General features: G+C 72.5%; 16 protein-coding genes. 10 read left to right on the top strand and 6 right to left on the bottom strand.

What is annotated here, in order from left to right:
* Positions 1-49 precede the first annotated feature (49 nt).
* Positions 50-1225, bottom strand: a complete 1176-nt coding sequence (locus KRR26_RS23315; RefSeq protein ID WP_217080867.1) for an SRPBCC family protein — start codon at positions 1223-1225, stop codon at positions 50-52.
* A gap of 206 nt (positions 1226-1431) precedes the next feature.
* Between KRR26_RS23315 and KRR26_RS23310 the strand changes: the two genes are divergently transcribed.
* The 10 genes from KRR26_RS23310 (at position 1432) to KRR26_RS23265 (ending at position 13592) form a co-directional block, all read left to right on the top strand.
* The gene (locus KRR26_RS23310; protein ID WP_217080866.1) at positions 1432-3552 is read left to right on the top strand and encodes a PAS domain-containing sensor histidine kinase; all 2121 of its coding nucleotides are present in this window, start codon (positions 1432-1434) and stop codon (positions 3550-3552) included.
* Entirely contained in the window at positions 3549-4913 is a 1365-nt protein-coding gene (locus KRR26_RS23305; protein WP_217080865.1) for a sigma-54-dependent transcriptional regulator, read from the top strand. The genes KRR26_RS23310 and KRR26_RS23305 overlap by 4 nt, the downstream gene beginning before the upstream one ends.
* Before the next feature lie 110 nt (positions 4914-5023).
* A complete protein-coding gene (locus tag KRR26_RS23300) occupies positions 5024-5398 on the top strand; it encodes a response regulator (RefSeq protein WP_120203544.1) in 375 nt (124 codons plus the stop codon).
* Between the two features lie 129 nt (positions 5399-5527).
* Positions 5528-7261, top strand: a complete 1734-nt coding sequence (locus KRR26_RS23295; protein ID WP_328707201.1) for an OmpA family protein — start codon at positions 5528-5530, stop codon at positions 7259-7261.
* The gene (locus KRR26_RS23290) at positions 7258-8433 is read left to right on the top strand and encodes a FecR family protein (RefSeq protein ID WP_233576711.1); all 1176 of its coding nucleotides are present in this window, start codon (positions 7258-7260) and stop codon (positions 8431-8433) included. Before KRR26_RS23295 ends, KRR26_RS23290 begins: the two co-directional genes overlap by 4 nt.
* On the top strand, positions 8430-9851 hold the full coding sequence (locus KRR26_RS23285; protein WP_120203542.1) for a CHASE2 domain-containing protein: 1422 nt from the start codon (positions 8430-8432) through the stop codon (positions 9849-9851). Before KRR26_RS23290 ends, KRR26_RS23285 begins: the two co-directional genes overlap by 4 nt.
* Before the next feature lie 79 nt (positions 9852-9930).
* Complete coding sequence (locus KRR26_RS23280) at positions 9931-11724, top strand: diguanylate cyclase domain-containing protein (protein ID WP_217080863.1); 1794 nt, start codon at positions 9931-9933, stop codon at positions 11722-11724.
* Positions 11725-11804: 80 nt separating this feature from the next.
* The gene (locus KRR26_RS23275) at positions 11805-12404 is read left to right on the top strand and encodes an aspartyl/asparaginyl beta-hydroxylase domain-containing protein (RefSeq protein WP_236069085.1); all 600 of its coding nucleotides are present in this window, start codon (positions 11805-11807) and stop codon (positions 12402-12404) included.
* The gene (locus KRR26_RS23270) at positions 12394-12600 is read left to right on the top strand and encodes a Nif11-like leader peptide family natural product precursor (protein WP_120203540.1); all 207 of its coding nucleotides are present in this window, start codon (positions 12394-12396) and stop codon (positions 12598-12600) included. The genes KRR26_RS23275 and KRR26_RS23270 overlap by 11 nt, the downstream gene beginning before the upstream one ends.
* On the top strand, positions 12597-13592 hold the full coding sequence (locus KRR26_RS23265; protein ID WP_217080862.1) for a sulfotransferase family protein: 996 nt from the start codon (positions 12597-12599) through the stop codon (positions 13590-13592). The genes KRR26_RS23270 and KRR26_RS23265 overlap by 4 nt, the downstream gene beginning before the upstream one ends.
* Before the next feature lie 10 nt (positions 13593-13602).
* On the opposite strand, the gene KRR26_RS23260 is transcribed toward KRR26_RS23265, so the two are convergent.
* From KRR26_RS23260 to KRR26_RS23240, 5 genes are all read right to left on the bottom strand, one after another.
* A complete protein-coding gene (locus KRR26_RS23260) occupies positions 13603-14097 on the bottom strand; it encodes a DUF6232 family protein (RefSeq protein ID WP_217080861.1) in 495 nt (164 codons plus the stop codon).
* The gene (locus tag KRR26_RS23255; RefSeq protein WP_236069083.1) at positions 14094-14411 is read right to left on the bottom strand and encodes a DNA-binding response regulator; all 318 of its coding nucleotides are present in this window, start codon (positions 14409-14411) and stop codon (positions 14094-14096) included. Before KRR26_RS23255 ends, KRR26_RS23260 begins: the two co-directional genes overlap by 4 nt.
* A 177-nt stretch (positions 14412-14588) precedes the next feature.
* Positions 14589-15158: a hypothetical protein gene (locus tag KRR26_RS23250; protein WP_217080860.1), complete on the bottom strand. Its 570-nt coding sequence runs from the start codon at positions 15156-15158 to the stop codon at positions 14589-14591.
* Between the two features lie 84 nt (positions 15159-15242).
* On the bottom strand, positions 15243-16619 hold the full coding sequence (locus KRR26_RS23245) for a sigma-54-dependent transcriptional regulator (protein ID WP_120203533.1): 1377 nt from the start codon (positions 16617-16619) through the stop codon (positions 15243-15245).
* Entirely contained in the window at positions 16609-18723 is a 2115-nt protein-coding gene (locus tag KRR26_RS23240) for a two-component system sensor histidine kinase NtrB (RefSeq protein ID WP_217080859.1), read from the bottom strand. The genes KRR26_RS23245 and KRR26_RS23240 overlap by 11 nt, the downstream gene beginning before the upstream one ends.
* Positions 18724-18887 lie beyond the last annotated feature (164 nt).

The following is an 18887-nucleotide window of genomic DNA, read 5'->3' as shown; positions in this document are numbered from 1 at the left end:
GTAGCGCCTGCGCGGGCCCGAAGGTGAGGGCTCGCGCGGACAGCGCGTTTCAATGCGTGGTGCGCGAGGGGCGACGCCCCCCGAGGAGCTGCTCCCGCGTCACCGTCTCGCGGCCGGTGGCCTTGCCCCGCTCCAGCAGCGACTTGAAGCGCAGCAGATCATCATCCATCTGCTTCTTCGGATCCGCGCCCAGCAGCTTCGCGAAGGCATGCCCCAGTGCGCCGGCGGGCGGCAGGTACGACAGCCGGATGTCCACGCGCGTCTTGCCCGACGCCATGGACTCGAAGCGGACGACGCCTTCGTTGCGCACCGTGGCGTTGCGCTCGCTGCGCCAGGCCAGGAGCCGGTTCGGCACGCTGCGCACCGTCACCGCCTCCCACTCGAAGTGGGTCCCCGCCGGCCCCTTCACCCTCCAGCGCGAGCGGTCCTTCGCGATGAGCCGCACGTCATCCACATGGGTCATGAAGCGCGGGAAGTTGTGCATGGCCTCCCAGAACGCGAACACCTCCTCCACGGGCGCGTCCACCGTCACGTCCTTGTGCAGGACGATTCCTCGGCCTCGCGCATCAATGCCCGTGAGCATCCGCAGGTCCTGGTTCGTCACCGCACGCACGCCCAGCAGCGCGCCCCCGAGGCCCGCCGCCACGCCGAGAGCACCGCCCCGTCGCGCGCCCCACGACAGGAGCCCCAGCCCGCCCATGGCGCAGAGGAACCGCGCCGAGGGTGACCAATGGATGCGCAGCCGCGCCCCCGCACGCATCGCGCCGCCTTGCAAGGCGGGGTGGCGGCCGGGCTCGTCGTGAACGAGCAGCTTGTCGTCCACGTCCTTGACGCCTCGCACGGCGCGCAGGCGTGCCACCAGGCGGCGGGACTCTGGCGCGAGCACGTCCCCCTCCAGCACCACGTGGCCATTCAGGGCCGTCACCCGCACCGCGCCGGGATGGGAGCACACGCGCCCCAGCGCCGCGCGCAACCGCTGCTCCAGGGTCGCGTCGGGCACGGGCTCGCCCGTTCGCAGGCGCGCCAGGGCCTCTCGCAGGAGGCCCCGCGTGCGGTGGGACAGGTCGCGCGAGACGATGCCCACCGCATCGCTCGCCTCATGGCCAGCGTGCACCGCGCGGCCCTGGAGATGCGCGCGGCGCCAGCGGCCGTTGCGTGGATCCGTCCAGTACATCAGGCCCAGTCCCAGCCCCAGGCCCCCAAGTCCCCACCAGCCAGCTCTCATGGTTCGGCCTCCTGTGTCGGCATCCGCGTGCGCTCCCATCCCGGGAACGTGACGGCGGAGCTCGCATGGGACAGCCACCTCGCGCCGCGGCGAGGACAGGGGCTCGGCACGCCGCTCGGGTGGATGGCGCCGGGACGCGCGCCCGCCCTCCCCGCCGGACGCGCTCATCGCGGCACGGAAACCGGGTACGCTGCCCGGCTGCCCTCATGCAACGACTGGACGTCTCCCGCTCCCTGCCGCTGGACCTCGCCACGCTCGCGTCGCTGGCCGCGACCGCCGTGGGCGGTGCATGCCTCATCGGCCTCGTGTCCGTGCCCGACTCCGCCGCGTGGCTCGCGGGGTTCGTCATGATGGCGGGCGCGGGTTGCTTCGTCGCCGTGACCGAGCTGAGGCGGGCACGCAAGGAGCGGGACGCCGCGCTGGGCAACCTGCGCGACTCGCGCACGCTGCGCGACGGCTTCATGGACATCGCCTCCCTGGGCTTCGCCTTCTACGATCGGGAGCTGCGCTACGTGCACGTCAACGCCGCGCTCGCCGCCATGCACGGCCTGCCCGTCACGGAGCACCTGGGCCGCCATGTGACCGAGGTGCTGCCCGCGCTCGGGACCGTCCTGGAGATGCGCCTGCTGCGGGCGTTGGAGTCGGACGGCCCGGTGCAGGACGCGGGCTTGCGCGTGGAGACCCCCGCGGCCCCCGGGGAGTCTCGCTATTGGTTCGGGACGTTCTCACGCGTGCGCGGCGCCCAGGGCCAGGTGCTGGGCGTCATCGCCGCGCTCTCCGAGGTCACCGAGCGCATGCGCGCGGAGCAGTCCCTCCAAGAGCACGAAGGCCGATTGGACGTCCTCACCCGCTCGCTGCCGGACTACCTGTGGGGCGGCAAGCTGCGCGGCGGACTGCTGCGCGACTTCTACTGCACGCCGGTCATCGAGCGCACCACCGGCTACCCCGCGAGCGCCTTCGCCCAGCCCGGACCGGATGGCTCGCCGCCTCCGCTGTGGGCGGACATGGTTCACCCCGGCGACCGAGCCCGCTACCGCGCCTGCATCGAGGGCTTGGCGCCCGGCGCCGAGGTGGAGATTGAACACCGGCTGGTCTGCGCGGATGGCCGCATGCGCTGGGTGCGCAGCCGCGCGGCGGCCTCCACCACGGACGCCCACGGCGAGCTGCACGTGGGCTGCGTCGTCACCGACATCACCGATCGCCGCCTCGCGGACGAGCTGCGCCAGCGGCTGAGCGAGAGCTTCCGCCGCTCGGCCCAGGAGTGGCGCCGCACGTTCGACGCGGTCAGCTCGCCGCTGGTGGTGCTGGGCGCGGACGGCAGCATCCAGCGCCTCAACGCCGCGGCCTGCATCCTCTTCGGCGGGTTGGATCCTTCCGGCCAACCGCTGTCCACCGTGGCCGACGTGGAGCCCTGGACGAGCGCGCTGCCCATGGTGGACGAGCTGCTCCAGACGCACGGCAACACCGCGCGACAGGTGCAGGATCCTCGCTCGCGACGCACGTGGGAGCTGTCCGCCGCGTGGGTGGATGAGGCCGGCAGCGAGGATGCGCGCATCATCTTCGTCGTCACGGAGGTGACGCGCGTGTTGGAGCTGCAAGCGAACCTGCGGCGCAACGAAACGATGGCCGCCATGGGCGCGATCGTCGGCGGCGTGGCCCATGAGGTGCGCAATCCCCTCTTCTCCATCTCCGCCGTGGTGGACGCCATCGAGGCCACCTTCGGCACCCGCGCCGAGCTTCAACCGTACCTCGACGTGCTCCGGGGCGAGGTGAAGCGGCTCAACCACCTCACCCAGGAGTTGTTCGAGTACGGCCGCCCCAGCCAGGGCGAGTGGATGGACGGCTCCGTGGAGCCCGTGGTGTCCGAGGCCGTGTCCGCCTGCGCGCTCGTCAGTGAGAAGTCGGGCGTCGCGCTCGCCCGCGAGCTGGCCCCGGACCTCCCGCCCGTGCGCATGGACTCGCGACGACTCTTCCATGTGTTCCGAAATGTCGTGGAGAACGCGGTGCAACACTCTCCCTCGGGAGCCACGGTCTGGGTGGCCCTGGAGAGCGCGGAGGAGGCCGGGCGGGCGTGGGTGCGCTGCACGGTGCACGACGGCGGGCCGGGCTTCCGCGAGGAGGACCTGCCCCACGTCTTCGAGCCATTCTTCAGCAAGCGCCGAGGGGGCACGGGCCTGGGGTTGGCCATCGTTCAGCGCATCCTGGAGGAGCACCAGGGGCAGATCCGCCTGCGCAACCATCCGGCGGGCGGCGCGGAGGTGACCCTGCTCCTGCCCGCTGTTTCCTCGCATCCCGCGGCGCAGCCCCTAGACTCCCTGGCCTCATGACGCGCACCCGCATCCTTCTCGTGGACGACGAGCCCGGTGTCCGGCTGGGCATGCGGGGCTACCTCACCGCGCACGGCTTCGACGTGGACGAGGCCACCAGCCTCGCCGAGGCGCAGGAGGCCTTCCGCACCCATCGCCCCGATGCCGCGGTGGTGGACTACCGCCTTCCAGATGGCACCGCGCTGGAGTTGCTGCCGCGCTTGAAGGAGATCGACGCGGCGGTGCCGCTGGTGGTCCTCACCGGCCATGGCTCCATCGAGCTGGCCGTGCAGGCCGTGAAGGAAGGCGCTGAGCAGTTCCTCACCAAGCCGGTGGAGCTGGCGGTGCTGCGCGTCGTGCTGGAGCGGCTGGTGACGCAGCGCCGGGAGCGCCAGCGGCAGGCCGCGGATCGCTCGCGCAGCGAGCGCGCCACGGTGGAGCCCTTCCTGGGAACGAGCGCCGCCATCCAGGCCCTGCGCACACAGGCCGAGCGCGTGGTGAACAGCGACAGCCCGGTGCTCGTCACGGGCGAGACGGGCAGCGGCAAGAGCGTGCTCGCGCGCTGGTTGCACGAAGGCGGTCCTCGAGGGGACGCGCCCTTCGTGGACCTCAACTGCGCGGCGCTCTCCAAGGAGCTGCTGGACTCGGAGCTGTTCGGTCACGAGAAGGGCGCCTTCACGGGCGCCGTGGCGGCCAAGCAGGGCCTCCTGGAGGTGGCGGACCGCGGCACCCTGTTCCTGGACGAGATTGGCGACATGGACGTCGCCGTCCAACCCAAGCTGCTCAAGGTGCTGGAGGAGAAGCGCTTCCGCCGGCTGGGGGACGTGAGGGATCGCCGCGTGGACGTGCGCCTCATCGCGGCCACGCACCAGGACCTGTCCGCCGCCGCGCGCGAGAAGCGCTTCCGCAGCGACCTGTACTTCCGCATCAGCACGCTCATCCTCCACGTGCCGCCCCTGCGCGAGCGCCCCGAGGACGTCGCGGTGCTCGCGCGCCACTTCCTCGCGGAGATGGGCGCCCCCCGAGGACGCCGCGAGGTGGGGCTCCAGCCGGACGCCGAGGCCGCCCTCATCCGCTATCCGTGGCCGGGCAACATCCGCGAGCTGCGCAACGTGCTGGAGCGCGCGGTGCTGCTGTCCGGCGGCGGGGCCCTGTCGCGCGGAGACCTGAGGTTCGAGCCCCAGTCCGAGGACGACACCTCCGCCGAGGACGACCTCACCCTGGAGGAGCTGGAGCGCCGACACATCGAGCGCGTGCTGCGCCGGGAGAACGGCCACGTCGAGCGCGCGGCCGCCCGGCTTGGAATCCCCCGCTCCTCCCTCTACGAGCGGCTCAAACGCCTGGGCATCAATCGGTCCGGATTCCAGAAATCGGATCCATGATCCGGACAGCCCCCAGGACGGGGGCGTGTCCTTACGTGTAAGTATTTGGATCTCCTGGGAGGGCGTGGAAGATACCGCGCTGGCCCTGGCCTTGCTGGTGCGCCCGCCCCGTGTCCCTCAACCTCCTGATTGTCGATGATGAGACGTCACTGCGATGGGTGCTGGGGCGCTTCTTCGCCGGGGCGGGCTATCAAGTCGATTCGGCGGAGGGCTTGGACGAGGCGCTAGGGCTGATGACGCGCGGACAGTACGACCTCATCATCAGTGATTTGCGGCTGAGCGGGACTCAATCCGAGGAGGGGCTGGCCATCGCGGAGTTCGCGCGCAAGTCCGCCCCTCGCACCCGGGTGGTGCTCCTGACCGCCTTCACCACGCCGGAGTTGGGGGTGCGGGCGCGAGCCTCGGGGGTGGATCTGGTATTGCCCAAGCCCCAGCCGCTGCCGGCACTGGCGCAGCACGTCTCGGCGCTGCTCGCGCCGCGATGAGCGCGGGGGCGAAGTGACATGGAACGGACGCCTCGCGTGGGGAACGCCGACGTTGCAGGCCTTTTGGATGGGACCGAGGACATGAACGGTTACGGCTCACTGGACAAGCGAGGGCGCGCACGGGGGTGGGTGCTCCTGTCTCTGGCGGCGGCGCTCGGGGTGGCGGCTCCCGCCTCGGCGCAGGTCACGGCGTCCCAGGCCATTGACGTGCAGCAGTACAAACCCGGCCCGGGTGCCTATGACGTGCTGAGCCTCCATGGCGCGCGCGTGCGGGAGCACCTCGGCTGGAACGTGGGCGCGTCGCTCAACTACGCGTCCCATCCGCTCAACGTGTTGGATCCGCGCAAGGACGCCTTCACGTACCGCATCGTGAAGAGCCAGCTCTCGCTGGACCTCCTGGGCTCCGTCTCGCTGTTCGGCCGGGTGGAGTTGGGCCTGTCCTTGCCGGTGAGCACCACCTCGTCACAGCCCTCCGGGGCCGTGTCGCCCGACTTCGCGAGCGGCGTGGGCACCACGGGCGTGGGCGATCTGCGCGTGGTGCCCAAGGTGGCGCTGCTGTCCACCGACAGCGGCCTGCACCTGGGCCTGGCGCTCCCCTTCACGCTGCCCACCGCGGGCGGCTCGAACTTCCTGGGCTCGGACGGCCCGTCCTTCCAGCCCCGCGTCGCGGCGGAGTGGCTGGGCGAGTCCGTGCGGCTGCTGGCCAACGTGGGCGTCAACCTGCGCAAGGAGGCCCAGCTGCGCAACCTGCACGTGGGCAACGAGTTCGCCTACGGCCTGGGCGCGGAGGTGCCGCTCACCCCAGCGCTGACCGCGGCGGCCACGGTCGCCGGCTCGCTGGGTTTCCAGGAGACGGACACCGAGGAGCGCCCGCTGGAGGTGCTGGGCGCGCTCAAGTACCGATTCGCCAACGGGCTGGCCGCGCACCTGGGCGCGGGCCCGGGCCTGACGCGCGGCTATGGCACGCCGGGCTTCCGCGTCCTCGCGGGCCTGGGCTGGTCGCCCGCGGCGCCCCCAGCGCGCTCCGCCCCCGCCTGCGCGCTGGGCCCCGAGGACTACGACGGGTTCCAGGACGATGACGGCTGCCTGGATCCGGATGACGACGGCGACGGCATCCCCGACACCGAGGACATCTGCCCCACCGAGCCCGAGACGCGCAACGGCTACCGCGACGAGGATGGCTGCCCGGACGAGCTGCCCCCCGAGGCGACGGCCTCGACGAGCGCCCCGCCGCCGATGGCGCTGCCGCCCGCGCCGGTGGACTCCGACGGAGACGGCCTGGTGGACTCGGAGGACCGCTGCCCGAACGTGCCCGAGGACATGGACGGCTTCGAGGACTCGGACGGCTGCCCGGAGCCGGACAACGATCGCGACGGCATCCCCGACGCCCAGGACAAGTGCCCGCTGGAGGCGGAGACCATCAACGGCGTCGCCGACGACGACGGGTGCCCGGACAAGGGTCAGTCGAAGGTGAAGCTCGAGGGCTCGCGCATCGTCATCCTCGACAAGGTGTACTTCGCCACCAACAAGGACGTCATCCTGCCGCGCTCCTACGGGTTGCTCTCGCAGGTCGCGTCCGTCCTCAAGGCGCACCCGGAGCTGGAGAGGGTGCGCGTCGAGGGCCACACGGACAGCCAGGGCGATGACGCGAAGAACCTCAACCTGTCGCAGCGGCGCGCCAACAACGTGCGGGCGCACCTGCTGAAGACGGGCATCGCGCCGGAGCGCCTGGAGGCGGTGGGCTTTGGCGAGTCGAAGCCGGTGGACACCAATGCGACGGCGCGCGGACGTGAGAACAACCGCCGCGTCGAGTTCAACATCGTGAAGACCGCCGAGCCCTCGGCGGAGGGAGGCACCCCGTGAAGACGACGCTCCTGGTGGGAGCCGGGTTGGCCCTGGGCCTGTTCGCCGAGCCCGCGCTGGCCGCGCCAGCCCCGGGCGCATGCGGTGGGCTGCGCTTCGAGAACGGACGGCTGGAGACCGGCAGCGTGCTCGCCCCTCGCGGCGCGCAGACCGAGGCGTGTCTGCGGGAGATCGCCGAGGCGGTGAAGGCGCGCCCCGCCATCCGCTCCATCACGGTGGCCGCCCGCCTCCCGGACGCCGAGCGCCTGGAAGGACAAGGACTCGCCGTGGCCCGAGCGGCGGCGGACGTGTTGGTGAGCGCGGGCGTGCCGCGCACGCGCGTGTCCGTGGTGGCGCCGCCGTCCGCGCCCGATGCGCCGGGGCAGCTCCAGCTCGCGTACATCGAGCGGGCGCCGCTGCCGGCCGTGGCGCGGCTGCGCGCGGCCAGCGGTGACGTATCGGTGGGCCCCAATCCCGCCGAGCTGCGTCCGCGCGTCGCCGGAGATGCCCTCTACACGGGCGAGCTGGTGAACACCGCGAAGGGCGCGCAGGCGGAGCTGGCGCTCGCGGACGGCAGCGTGGTGCGCGTGGCGCAGGAGAGCCTCGTGCGCCTGGGCACGCTGGAGCTGACGGCGCAGATGCAGCGCAAGGTGCAGCTGGAGCTGCTGCACGGCACCGTGGAGACAGAGGCCGCCAAGGGCGGCGTGGGCTCTGTGTTCGAGGTGCGCACGCGCGGCGCGGTGGCCGGGGTGCGCGGCACGCGCTTCCGCGTCTCGGCGCAGGGGGATGGCACCAGCCGCCTGGAGACGCTGGAGGGCAAGGTGGCCCTGTCGGCGGAGCGTGGCGAGGTGGACGTCAACGGAGGCTTTGGCTCGCGCGCGAAGCCGGACCAGGCCCCCGAGGCGCCTCGCGCGCTGTTGCCCGCACCGCTGCTGGGGGCTCCGCGCGGGGGCACCTTCCCCACCGCGCCGAAGCTGACGTGGAAGGCCGTCGAGGGCGCGAGCAGCTACCGCGTGGAGCTGGCGCGCGCCGCGGACTTCGCGTCGGGGACCGAGGTCCAGACGGCCCCGGGCCTGGAGTTGGCGGTGCCGCCCGCGCTCATGGGCAAGTGGTTCTGGCGGGTGCTCGCCGTGGACGCGGATGGGTTCATCGGCTACCCCTCGAAGATCTACACTTTCGACGTCCATCCATGAGCGTGTCCCCGTCCCCTCGCGCCGGCCTCGCGCGTCCGTCCCCCGCCCTGCTGCGGTGGCTGGGCGCGCTGGTGGGCGTGGGGCTGGCGGCGGTGACGTGGGCGACCGGGGGCGCGCCGGGGCTGGGAGAGCGCGCGCTGTATGACCTCGCCGCGAGCCGGCTGTTGCCCTCGGTGCCGCCCACGGCGGACCTGGTGCTGGTGGAGGTCGATGACCGGGCGCTCGCGGCCCTGGGCGAGCGCTGGCCGCTGTCCCGCTCGACGTGGGCCCGCGTGTTCCAGGCGCTGGCCGCCCGTCACCCCTCCGCGGTGGTGGTGGACATCCTGTTCGATCAGCCCGGCCCGCGTGATGCGCTGGAGCTGGGCGACGACATCCTGGAGCGCCTGCGCGCGACGGGGTTGGACCAGACGCCCGCCGGGGCCGCGCTGGTGACGGAGCTGGAGACCCGGCTGCGCGCCCAGGACGGAGACGCGCGGCTGGGCGAGGCGCTCTCCGAGGCGGGAGTCGTCATCCTCGGCGCCATCGGCCTCCAGGAGCCCTCACCACCGTCCGCCTCCGGCGACGCGCCTCCGGGCCCGCCCCTGCCGCTCTCGTCGCAGGGGTTGCGGCTTCAGTTCCAGGGCATGGCCACGAGCATCGCGCCGTTGCGCATGGCCGCGGCCAGCGGCGGCACCCTGAACATGCTGGTGGATCCCGACGGCGTCATCCGCCGGTATCCGTACCTCCAGGGCGCGAAGGACCGGGCGTGGCCCTCGCTGGCACTCGCCACCGCGTTGCATCTGTATCCCGAGCGCACCGAGGCGTTGCTGCGCGCGGCCTCCATCGACTCCGGCGCGCCGCTGATGCGGCTGCCCACGGTGGACTGGCTGCCGCGGGTGAGCCTGTCCGACGTGCTCCAGGCGGATCCGAAGTCGGTGGGGTTGGACCTCGCCCTGCGTGGCAAGACGCTCTTCCTGGGCGTCACCGCCACGGGCCTGCACGGACAGAGCACGCTGCCGGGGCAGATCGCCGTGCCGGGCGTGGAGATTCATGCCTTCGCCCTGGACAACCTGCGCGCGGGCCGGGTGATGCGCTCCGCTGGCGCCATCGCCGCGGCGGGATTGCTGGAGACAGCGGCGCTGCTGGGGCTCTTCTTGTGGCGGGGCCGCCGCGCCAGGACGCTGGCGGGCGCGCTGGGATGGGCGGGCTTGGGGCTGGTGCTGCACACGGCGCTGGTGGGGTGGCTCGCAGCGGACCTGGGCTGGGTCCTCCCGTTCGTTCCGGCGTGCGTGGGGCTGGCGTGGGTGTCGTGCACCGAGGCGGTGGCGCGGGGCGAGGACCTGAAGCGCCAGCGCGGCGCCCTCAAGCGGCTGTTCGTCCGCTACCCGCAAGCGGCACCGGAGACGGCCGTGCCTCCGGCGCGGGAGGACGTCCGCTAGTCGAGCCCCCCACCGCTCGTCGCGAGCGGCGGGGAAGTCGCGAAGCAGTCCGATGTCCGTGGAAGCAGGACAGGAGCCCATGGCGCGCTACGCCCTCATCGCCGAACCGGATCCTCATCGCGCCGCCAGCCTCCTCTCGCTCGTCACCGCCGAGGGCTTGGAGGGCCACGTGGCGCGCGACGGCGAGGAGGCCCGCGAGGCCATCCAGCAGCGCGGCGCCCCGACCCTGTTGGTGACGGACCTCGCCCTGCCCCGCCTGGATGGCTTCGCGCTGCTGACGTGGCTGCGGGAGCGCTCGGACGCGATGGACACCGCCGCGGTGGTCGTCACCGCCTTCGACGAGCTGCGCGTGCGTGCGTGGCAGCTCAAGGACTCGCTCGGAATCCACGGGCTGCTCGGGCGCCGGGCGCCGCTGGACTCCGTGCGGGAGGCAGTGCGCCACGCCTTGACGGGAGGGCCCCGCTCCACCGAGCCGCCCTCACCCGAAGGTGCGTCCGAGGACCTCACCGGACAGCGCGCCCGCCTCGAGGCCCTGCGGATGGAGGATGACCTGCCTCCGGAGGAGCACCTCCAGGAGCTGGTCACCGAGGTGGCCCACGCCTTCGGTGTTCCCGTGGCGCTGCTGACGCTCGTGCTGGGCAAGCACCAGTGGTTCAAGGCGCACGTGGACCTGCCCGCGAGTCTGTCGCGGGAACGCGGCGCGCCGCGCGACTGGTCCGTCTGTCATCAAGCGGTGCAGGGCCGCGAGGCCATGGTGGTCTCGGACGCGCCCCGCCACCCCGTGTTCCGCGACCAGCCCCTGGTGCGCGAGGGGGTCCTCGGCAGCTTCGCGGGCGCGCCCCTCGTCACCGCGCAAGGCGTGGTGCTGGGCACGCTGTGCGTCCTGGACACGCGCCCGCTGACGCTCGGACCGGAGGACCTCGCGGCGCTGCGCGAGCTGGCGGCGCGCGTGGCGGGGGACTTGGAGTCTCGGAGCACGCGCTCACGCCCCACCGACGCGGCCCCCGCGCGCGCGGATCCACCGCTCACCCAGGCCACGGCGCTCGCGCTGGTGCGCGGCGCGGTGCAGGCGCTGGACGTGCCCGCGCTCCTCGTGGGGCCGGGACGCAAGCCCTACGCGGCCAACTCGGCGCTGGCCGAGCTGCTGGGGCTGCCGGCGGAGCGCCTGGTGGGCATGGGCTTCGAGGCGCTGTGCCGTCACGTGGCGGACCTCACCTCGGATCCCAGCGCGACGGTGCGACAGCTCGACCTGGCGTCCGAGTCCTCGCGCGGCCTGCACCTGACGCTGGCCCTGGAGCGCCCCCAACCGCGCGTGGTGCGCTGGGTGGCGCGGCCCTTCCTCGTCCCGGGCGGCGTGGCGCAGCTGTTGTCGCTGGTGGACGCGGCGGCGCCTCACGGGCTGCGCGAGGAGCGCGAGCGCCTGCTCCGGGTGGATGCGCTGACAGGGCTGGCGCAACGCCGCGCCGGCGAAGAGCGCCTGCTCAAGGAGATGGGCCGGTGCCGTCGCGAGGGCCTCCCCATCAGCGTGGTGCTCGTGGACCTCGCGGGCCTGGGCCGGCTGAACGCGGCGCGAGGCTTCGATGCGGGAGACGCGGCGCTGCGAGACGTCGCGCGGCGCGCGGAGGCGCTGTGTCAGGCGCCCGCCTTCGGCGTGCGCTGGGAGGGAGGCACGCTGCTGCTCGCCCTGCCCGGCGTGGACGCGGTGGGCACCGAGGCGGTGCGGCAACAGCTCCACGATGCGCCCGGAGGGCCTGGGCTCGTGTCGGCCGCGGTGAGCCTCAACGGCGAGGAGGATCCGCAAGGCACGCTGGCGCGCGCGCAGACGGCGCTGGCCAAGGCGAAGGCGGAGCGGCGCGGGCGCTCGGCGGACTGAGCACCCGCCCATGGCCCGCGCGGGCCGGCCCGGTGTAGAACGCGAGGACGCCGGGCACGCCCGGGAAGGAGCGCCGCCTCATGTCGTCGTCGCGCACGATGCCGGACCGCTTGCGCTTGCCGTTCCAGTTCGACGTGGCTCGGCTCCAGGCGGACCTCGCGAGCCTCCCCGCGGGGACCTGGGTTCGCCACTTCAACACGATGAACTACGAGGGAGAGTGGAGCGGCGTGCCCCTGCGCGCGGTGGCGGGCTCCGCCCAGGCCCTCTACCCGGATCCCACCGGCCTGGAGCGCTACGAAGACACGCCGCTGCTGGCCAGCTGTCCGGCGTTCCAGGACGTCCTCGCCGCGTTCTCCTGCCCCATTGGTTCGGCGCGGCTGCTCAAGCTCGCGGCGGGCGCGCACATCCGCGAGCACACCGACTACAACCTCGGCTTCGATGATGGCGAGGTGCGCCTGCACGTCCCCATCGTCACGCACCCGGACGTGGCCTTCTTCGTCGCGGGGCAGCGCGTGCGCCTGCTCCCCGGTGAGTGCTGGTACCTGGATCTCAACCTCCCCCATCGCGTGGACAACCCGAGCGACACGGACCGCGTGCATCTGGTGCTCGACTGCGTCGTGGATGACTGGCTGCGAGGCATCTTCGAGCAGGCCCGCGCCGAGAGCCTCCGTGTCGCGTGAGGCCTTCGAGCGCTTTCGCGCGCGCGTCCTGGAAGACCCCACGCTTCAGAGCGCCCTGCAAGCCACGCCAGACCTCGCCACGTTCCTCGTGCTCGCCCAACGCCTGAGCGCGGAGCAGGGCTGTGCGCTCACCGAGTCGGACCTGAGAGACGCCCTGGACGCCGCGCGCCGCACCTGGCGAGAGCGGTGGATATGAGCCCGGAGGCCACCGCGCCACCGCTCGACGAGTCCTGGGTCCCCATCCGCGTCCACGGGGACGCGGGAGGACTCGAGGTGGACTGGTGCCACCTGGGCCCGGAGCGCTTCACGGCGCCGTTCTTCGACCAGACCGTCGAGGACCGGCTGCGCCATCCCTTCGCCCTGCTCTTCCAACACCGGACGTCCATCGACGCGCTGGTCGAGCGTCAACGCATCCGCCCCGGCCTGCCAGTGCGCGGGCTCGTGTTCCACATGTCCCGATGTGGCTCGACGCTCCTCGCCCAGCTCCTCGCGGCGCTGCCCCGCCATGTCGTCCTCTCCGAGGCGGGGCCGGTGGACACCGTGCTGCGCGCGCACCGCGAGCTGCCCGGCCTCACGGACGCGCAGCGAATCACCTGGCTCCAGGCAGTGGTCGCGGCGCTCGGGCAGCGGCGCCATCCCGACGAGGAGGCGGTGTTCCTCAAGCTGGATGCGTGGCATGCGCTGGAGCTGCCGCTGTTCCAGCGAGCGTTCCCCGGCGTGCCTTGGGTGTTCCTCTATCGGGAGCCGCTGGAGGTGATGGCCTCGCACGCGAGGCATCGAGGCGCGCACATGCTGCCCGGCGCGCTGGGGCTTGCACCGCGCGAAGCCGCGGGAATGCCCACGACGTCCCTGGACGAGTACGGCGCGCGGATGCTGGCCCGCATCTGCGAAGCAGGGCTCCGCGCCTTCCAGCACCGTCGCGACGCCCCCGCCCGGCTGGTCGACTTCACTCAACTTCACGCGTCCGCGGCGGACCTCCTGCCGGAGCTGTTCGACTTGAAGCTCACCGCCGACGAGCGCCAGCACCTGCGCGAGGTCGCGGGACGGGACGCGAAGAACCCCGTGCTCCCCTTCGAGGAGAACCGCGACGAGAAGGCACGGGGCCTCACGCCCGAAGCGCGAGCGCAGACCGAGCGCCACCTGCGCTCCGCCTACGAGCGACTGGAAGCCGAGCGCCAGGGCCGCTGAGCCTCACGCCTCAGTGGTGACCGCGGTTCGCCAGGGCCTCGTCCACCGCGGCGGCCAGGCGCGTGACGAGCTGCGAGTCCCGACTGCTGAACACCGAGCGCGCGCCTCCCGGCAGCGTGAGCACCAGCGAATAGGTGTCCTCCGCGAGCAACAGGCGCGCGAGCGACGAGAAGAACGTCAGCGCGACGAGGACTCGCGCGGCGTCCAGCGTGCTGGCCGCCACCCACTCCCAGCGCCCCAGCATCACGACCAGGGGGAGCGCCACCGTGCCGCAGAAGATCATCGCCACCAGCAGGGGCCACATGCGCGGCGAGCGGCGCACGGCCTCCACCCGGCAGACCTCCCCCAGCATCCAGGCACGGCCCTGCACCACGAGCCGCTCCGAGGTCACGCGCAGTTCCAGGGCCTGGAACAGCGGGACCTCGGCGCGCTCCGCGACGGGCGCGACACGACGCTCGGGAGATGGCAGGGCGGGAAACACGGGAACGGCGGTGTGTTCAATCACGGTGCGCCTCCGGATGGGGACGGAGTGAGGACGGGAAGTTCTGCGCGCAACATGTCGCGCAGCTCCTGCAAGGGGCTCCCCAGCGCGAAGCACCCTCGCGCCCCGAGCCGGAGCGCGAGCTGCACGAGCCGCTCATCCGAGAAGGGCACGAGGATGAGCACCGGGGCCTGGGCCGCCTGGGCGCGCGCTCGCTGCAGGACGGGGAGGATGGCCGCCCCCCTCTCCACATGCGCGAGCACCACGTCCCACCCGCCCCCAGCCGGCTCCTCGCTCGGGGCCAGGGCGATGCCCAGGTCCGCGAGGACATCCGACATCAGGGCTGCAAGTGAGTCATCCGCGCCCAGCAAGAGGGCGCGGGCGCTGCGGGCGGGCTCCACGGGCCGGGGTACAGCAACCCTCGTGCCCGGAGCCTCGCCGTCGGACCAACAGGCTCAGGCCCCCGCCCACCCTGGCATTCCGCCAGGGCAGGCGTGGTGCTTTGCCAGGGTGACCTACTCGAACGCCTCGAAGACGAAGGTGAGCTGGAGGTCCGCGACCGCCGAGCTGTTGGACGAGAAGCCCGCGGTGGCCGGGCCGCGGATGACCGTCTTGAAGCTTCCGTTGAGCAGCTTGGCGCGGTCGTCGGTGCCCATGCTGTCCGAGTCGAAGGTAACGGTGAGGGGCACGGGGCCGCTTCCCGTGGGGGCCTGGATGCTGCCCACCGGGAAGCTGTGGTTCGTGTCGTTCATCACGAAGAGGACCTCGACCTTGCCCGAGAACACCTGCTCCAGGGTCGTGACGCCGGAGGACTGGGCCCCCAGCAGCAGCGTCAGCGAGGACACCGTGATGCGCGAGGGGTCGTGCCCATCCAGCTTCGCGCGCGCGTCATTGACGAACGCGCCATAGGGATTGCTCGACTCCGAGGTGATGCTCTTGTCCTGCTCGATGGTGCCGCTGTTGATGTCGCTGGCCTTCGACTTCAGGTTGATGCCCACCGAGGAGGACGTCCCCACGGGGTCCTTTCCACAGCCAACCGCCAACACCGCCCCCACGACGAGGACCGCGAGCGAACGAAAACGCATGACAGGTCTGCCTTCCGCCACGACGGGACGTGGCTGCATGAGATTGCACCCTCATCGACCCGCCCGGACGAGCGGCGGCCACGCCTACCGGCCCCCCACGCCCTCCCCTTTTTCCCGCTCTCGGCGGTGGATGGTGGAGACATCGATGCCGAGCACCTCGGCGGCGCGCGTCTTGTTCCCGCCGCAGCGCGCCACCATCCAAGCGATGTACTCCCCCTCCAGGCGGCGCAGGGGCCACAGCTCGTCCTGGGCGACAGCGAGGGGATGGGACTCGGGCCCCGCCGAGGGGGCGTGCAGGCGCAGCGTGTCCACGTCCACCGTGTCCTGAGGCACGAGCACCACCAGCCGCTCCACCAGGTTCTCCAGCTCGCGCACGTTGCCGGGCCAGGACTGGGCGCCCAGCAGCGCCACGACCTCGGGTGAGAAGGTCGCCACGCGAGAGCGCGGGTTGCGGGCGCGCGAGCGCGCGATGAAGTGCTCCACCAGGAGCGGGATGTCCTCCTTGCGCTCCCGCAGCGGGGGAACGCGCAGCGTGACGACGTTGAGCCGGTAGAACAGGTCGGCGCGGAAGCGACCTTCGCGCACCCGCGTCTCCAGGTCCTGGTGCGTGGCGGCGACGATGCGCACGTCCACGGTGCGGCTGGTGTCGGAGCCCACCGCGCGCACCTCGCCGTTCTCCAGGACGCGCAAGAGACGGGCCTGCAGCTCGGTGGGCATGTCGCCAATCTCGTCCAGGAACAGCGTGCCGCTGTCGGCCTCCACGAAGAGGCCGCGCCGCGCCGCGGTGGCCCCGGTGAAGGCGCCCTTGAGGTGGCCGAACAGCTCGCTTTCCAGGAGCTGCGCCGGCAGCGCCGTGCAGTTGACTGCCACGAAGGGGCCCGCCGCGCGCTCACCTTCCGAATGGAGCGCCCGGGCGACCAGTTCCTTGCCGCTGCCGCTCTCGCCCCGCAGCAGCACTGGCGCGCTCGCGTGCGCCACGCGGTCCAGGAGCGCGTACAGCCCCCGCATCGCGGCCCCCTTGCCCACCAGCGCGCCCACGCCCCGGCGCTCGGTGGAGGCCTGCTTCAGGGCCCGGTGCTCCGCGCGCAGCTGGCGGTCCTCCAGCGCGCGCCGCAGGTACAGCAGCACCTCGTCCAACCGGAAGGGCTTGGTGAAGTAGTGGTAGGCCCCGCGACGCATGGCCTCGACCGCGCTCTCCACGCCGCCAAAGGCCGTCATCAGCAGCACGGGCAGCTCGGGGTCCACCGCGTGCGCGCCATCCAGCACATCCAGGCCGTCCACCTGGGCCATGCGCAGGTCGGACAGCACGGCGTCATAGGGACGCGAGCGCAGCAGCTTGAGCGCCTCGGCGCCGCCGGTCGCCAGCTCCACGCGGTAGCCCGCGTCCTGGAGCGGCTCCTGGAGCATGCGACCCATTTCCACGTGGTCGTCCACGACCAGGATGCGCTGTTCAGACGGCATGTCGTTCCTCGGTATCAGGCGGCCGCGCGGCGGGCCAGAAGACGCTGACCTGCGTGCCCCGGCCCGGCTCGCTCTCCAGCTCCACGCGGCCCCCATGGTTTCTCACGACGTGGGCCACCATGGTGAGCCCCAGCCCCGTGCCCTGTCCGCGCTTCTTCGTCGTGAAGAAGGGATCGAACACCTGGTTGAGGCTCTCCCGGGGGATGCCACAGCCGTTGTCATTCACGCGCAGCGCCACCAGCCCCCACGGCCCCGCATCCGCGCCATCCGGCACGGACGCGGACACCCGCACCGTCCCGCCCGCCGCGCAGGCGTCACAGGCGTTGAGCGCCAGGTTCACCAGCACCTGCTGGAGTTGATCCGGATCCGCGGCCAGGGCGGGCAGCGCCTCGGGCACCTCCAGCTCCAGGTGCAGCTGGCGGCGCTCGGCCTCCACGCGGAGCAGCTCGTGGACATCGCGCGCGATGGGCCCCAGCGCCACGGGGCGGAGCATCGCGGGCCGCAGCCGCGAGAAGTCCAGGAGCTGGCGCAGCGTGCGGCTCACGCGATCAATCTGCTCGATGATGACCGCCACCCCCGGGGACTGGGGGTGCTCCGCGCCCAGCTTGCCCAACACGTACTCGGCCCGGCCGCGCACCACGCCCAGCGGGGTGCCAATCTCATGCGCGATGCCCGCGGCGAGCACGCCCACGGTCGCGAGCTTCTCGGCGCGCAGCAGCTGCGTCTCCAGCGCGCGCACGTCGCTCAGGTCCTCCACCACCAACAGCACGCGCACCTCGGGGTCGCTCACCTCCAGCGGCACCGCGTGCACGTTGTACGGCGCCTCCTCGCCAAAGAGCGACAGCGGCTCGCCCAACAGGCTGCGGGGCCGGGACTCGCCCGTGGCGGCTCGCACGAGCGCGCGCAGCCGCTCCAGCATGGGCTCGGGCGCCTGGGGGAATGCCGCCTCCAGCGGAGAGCCCGTGGCGATGGGAGGCATGCGCGAGCGCAGCGCCTGATTGACGGTGCTGATGCGGCCATCGGCTGACAGCGCCAGGACTCCGGTGGGGATGTTGTCGAGGATCTTCTGCGTCTTGTCGTGCAGGTGCGCGAGCTGCGCCGCGTGTCGGCGGCTCTCGCGCAAGGCGGCGGAGCGGCGCTGCGCGCGCACCACGTAGACCGCGAAGGCCACCAGGAAGAGCGAGACGAGCGCCGCCGCCAACGCCAGGCGCAGCACGAGTCCTCGCTCATGCGTGCGCAACGTCGCGGTGGACACGAGCATGGCCGCGGTCCAGGTGGTGCCGCCCCGCATGCGGATGGGCGTGAAGACGGCGACGGCGTCCGCGCGGCCCAGGCCCAGCTTCTCCGCCTCTCGCTCGCTGAGCTGCACCGTGCCGCGCTCACCCGCGCGCAGGCGCGTCACCAGCGCCGCGAAGGCAGGCACACCTGCGTCTCCCTCCACCACCCGGCGGAACCCATCCGCCAGCGAGGGATCGCTCGACGACGTGGGCAGGCCATGCGTGCCCACCAGCAGCAGGCGCGCGTCCGGATCCGACGAGACGAGGCGCAGCGGCGCGAAGAACGCCGCGGTGTCCACCAGCACGGCCACCGCGCCCTGGGGCCTTCCCTCGGGGGCGGGCAGCGCCGTGGCGAGCACCCGCAGGCGCCCCGCGTCCCCTTCCAGCGACGCGGACGTGGTGACATCGCCCGGAGGCCGCTGGAGGGCGCGCCGCGCCGTGTCCGCCATGCCGGCGAAGTAGGCCCCCCGGCTCACCAGCGCATCCGCGCGCCGATCCACCAGCCGCAGCTTCTCCGTGCCGGCCCCGTCATACGTCGCGATGGCCCGGTACTGGCCCACGGCCTCCAGGAGCGCCCGCAGCTCGCGCTTGTGCTCGGCGGCACTTCCCGGCTGGGACATCAACTCCCCAGCGAAGCGCAGCTTGTCGCCCACGTCCTCCAGCGCCTCGGCCACCCCGCGCGTCGCCTCCTCGAGCTGGGTGCGCCGCTCCACCGCGAGCTGGTGCACCAGCGCGGCCCGGTTGCGCTGCAAGACGGTGAACACTCCCGCCCCCACGCTGGTGAGCGCCACGCACAACAGCAACACGGGAATCAGCGCCGACCGCATGGAACGCGCAGCCTATCCGCACCACCCCGCTCGCCTGCCCTCCCGTTTCCAGGGCGACAGGTCACCGGATTGGGACGTTGACGGCCCGCGTCAGCCAGTGCTACCTACCGGTCGGTAACCTACCGGTCGGTTGGTCACCACGGGGCAAGCGCCCGGTGGGAGTG

The sequence above is a fragment of the Citreicoccus inhibens genome, assembly GCF_019039035.1.
Classification (GTDB): Bacteria; Myxococcota; Myxococcia; order Myxococcales; family Myxococcaceae; genus Citreicoccus; species Citreicoccus inhibens.
The sequence above is the reverse complement of the archived record's forward strand: the minus strand, read 5'-3'. Positions and strand labels throughout refer to the sequence as shown.

Bases quoted from the DNA above. Each gene is read 5' to 3' on its own strand.
- KRR26_RS23265 (WP_217080862.1), top strand. From the start codon at position 12,597: ATGAGCCCGGAGGCCACCGCGCCACCGCTCGACGAGTCCTGGGTCCCC.
- KRR26_RS23255 (WP_236069083.1), bottom strand. From the start codon at position 14,411: ATGTCGGATGTCCTCGCGGACCTGGGCATCGCCCTGGCCCCGAGCGAG.
- KRR26_RS23245 (WP_120203533.1), bottom strand. From the start codon at position 16,619: ATGCCGTCTGAACAGCGCATCCTGGTCGTGGACGACCACGTGGAAATG.
- KRR26_RS23310 (WP_217080866.1), top strand. From the start codon at position 1,432: ATGCAACGACTGGACGTCTCCCGCTCCCTGCCGCTGGACCTCGCCACG.
- KRR26_RS23305 (WP_217080865.1), top strand. From the start codon at position 3,549: ATGACGCGCACCCGCATCCTTCTCGTGGACGACGAGCCCGGTGTCCGG.
- KRR26_RS23280 (WP_217080863.1), top strand. From the start codon at position 9,931: ATGGCGCGCTACGCCCTCATCGCCGAACCGGATCCTCATCGCGCCGCC.
- KRR26_RS23285 (WP_120203542.1), top strand. From the start codon at position 8,430: ATGAGCGTGTCCCCGTCCCCTCGCGCCGGCCTCGCGCGTCCGTCCCCC.
- KRR26_RS23250 (WP_217080860.1), bottom strand. From the start codon at position 15,158: ATGCGTTTTCGTTCGCTCGCGGTCCTCGTCGTGGGGGCGGTGTTGGCG.
- KRR26_RS23275 (WP_236069085.1), top strand. From the start codon at position 11,805: ATGTCGTCGTCGCGCACGATGCCGGACCGCTTGCGCTTGCCGTTCCAG.
- KRR26_RS23240 (WP_217080859.1), bottom strand. From the start codon at position 18,723: ATGCGGTCGGCGCTGATTCCCGTGTTGCTGTTGTGCGTGGCGCTCACC.
- KRR26_RS23315 (WP_217080867.1), bottom strand. From the start codon at position 1,225: ATGAGAGCTGGCTGGTGGGGACTTGGGGGCCTGGGGCTGGGACTGGGC.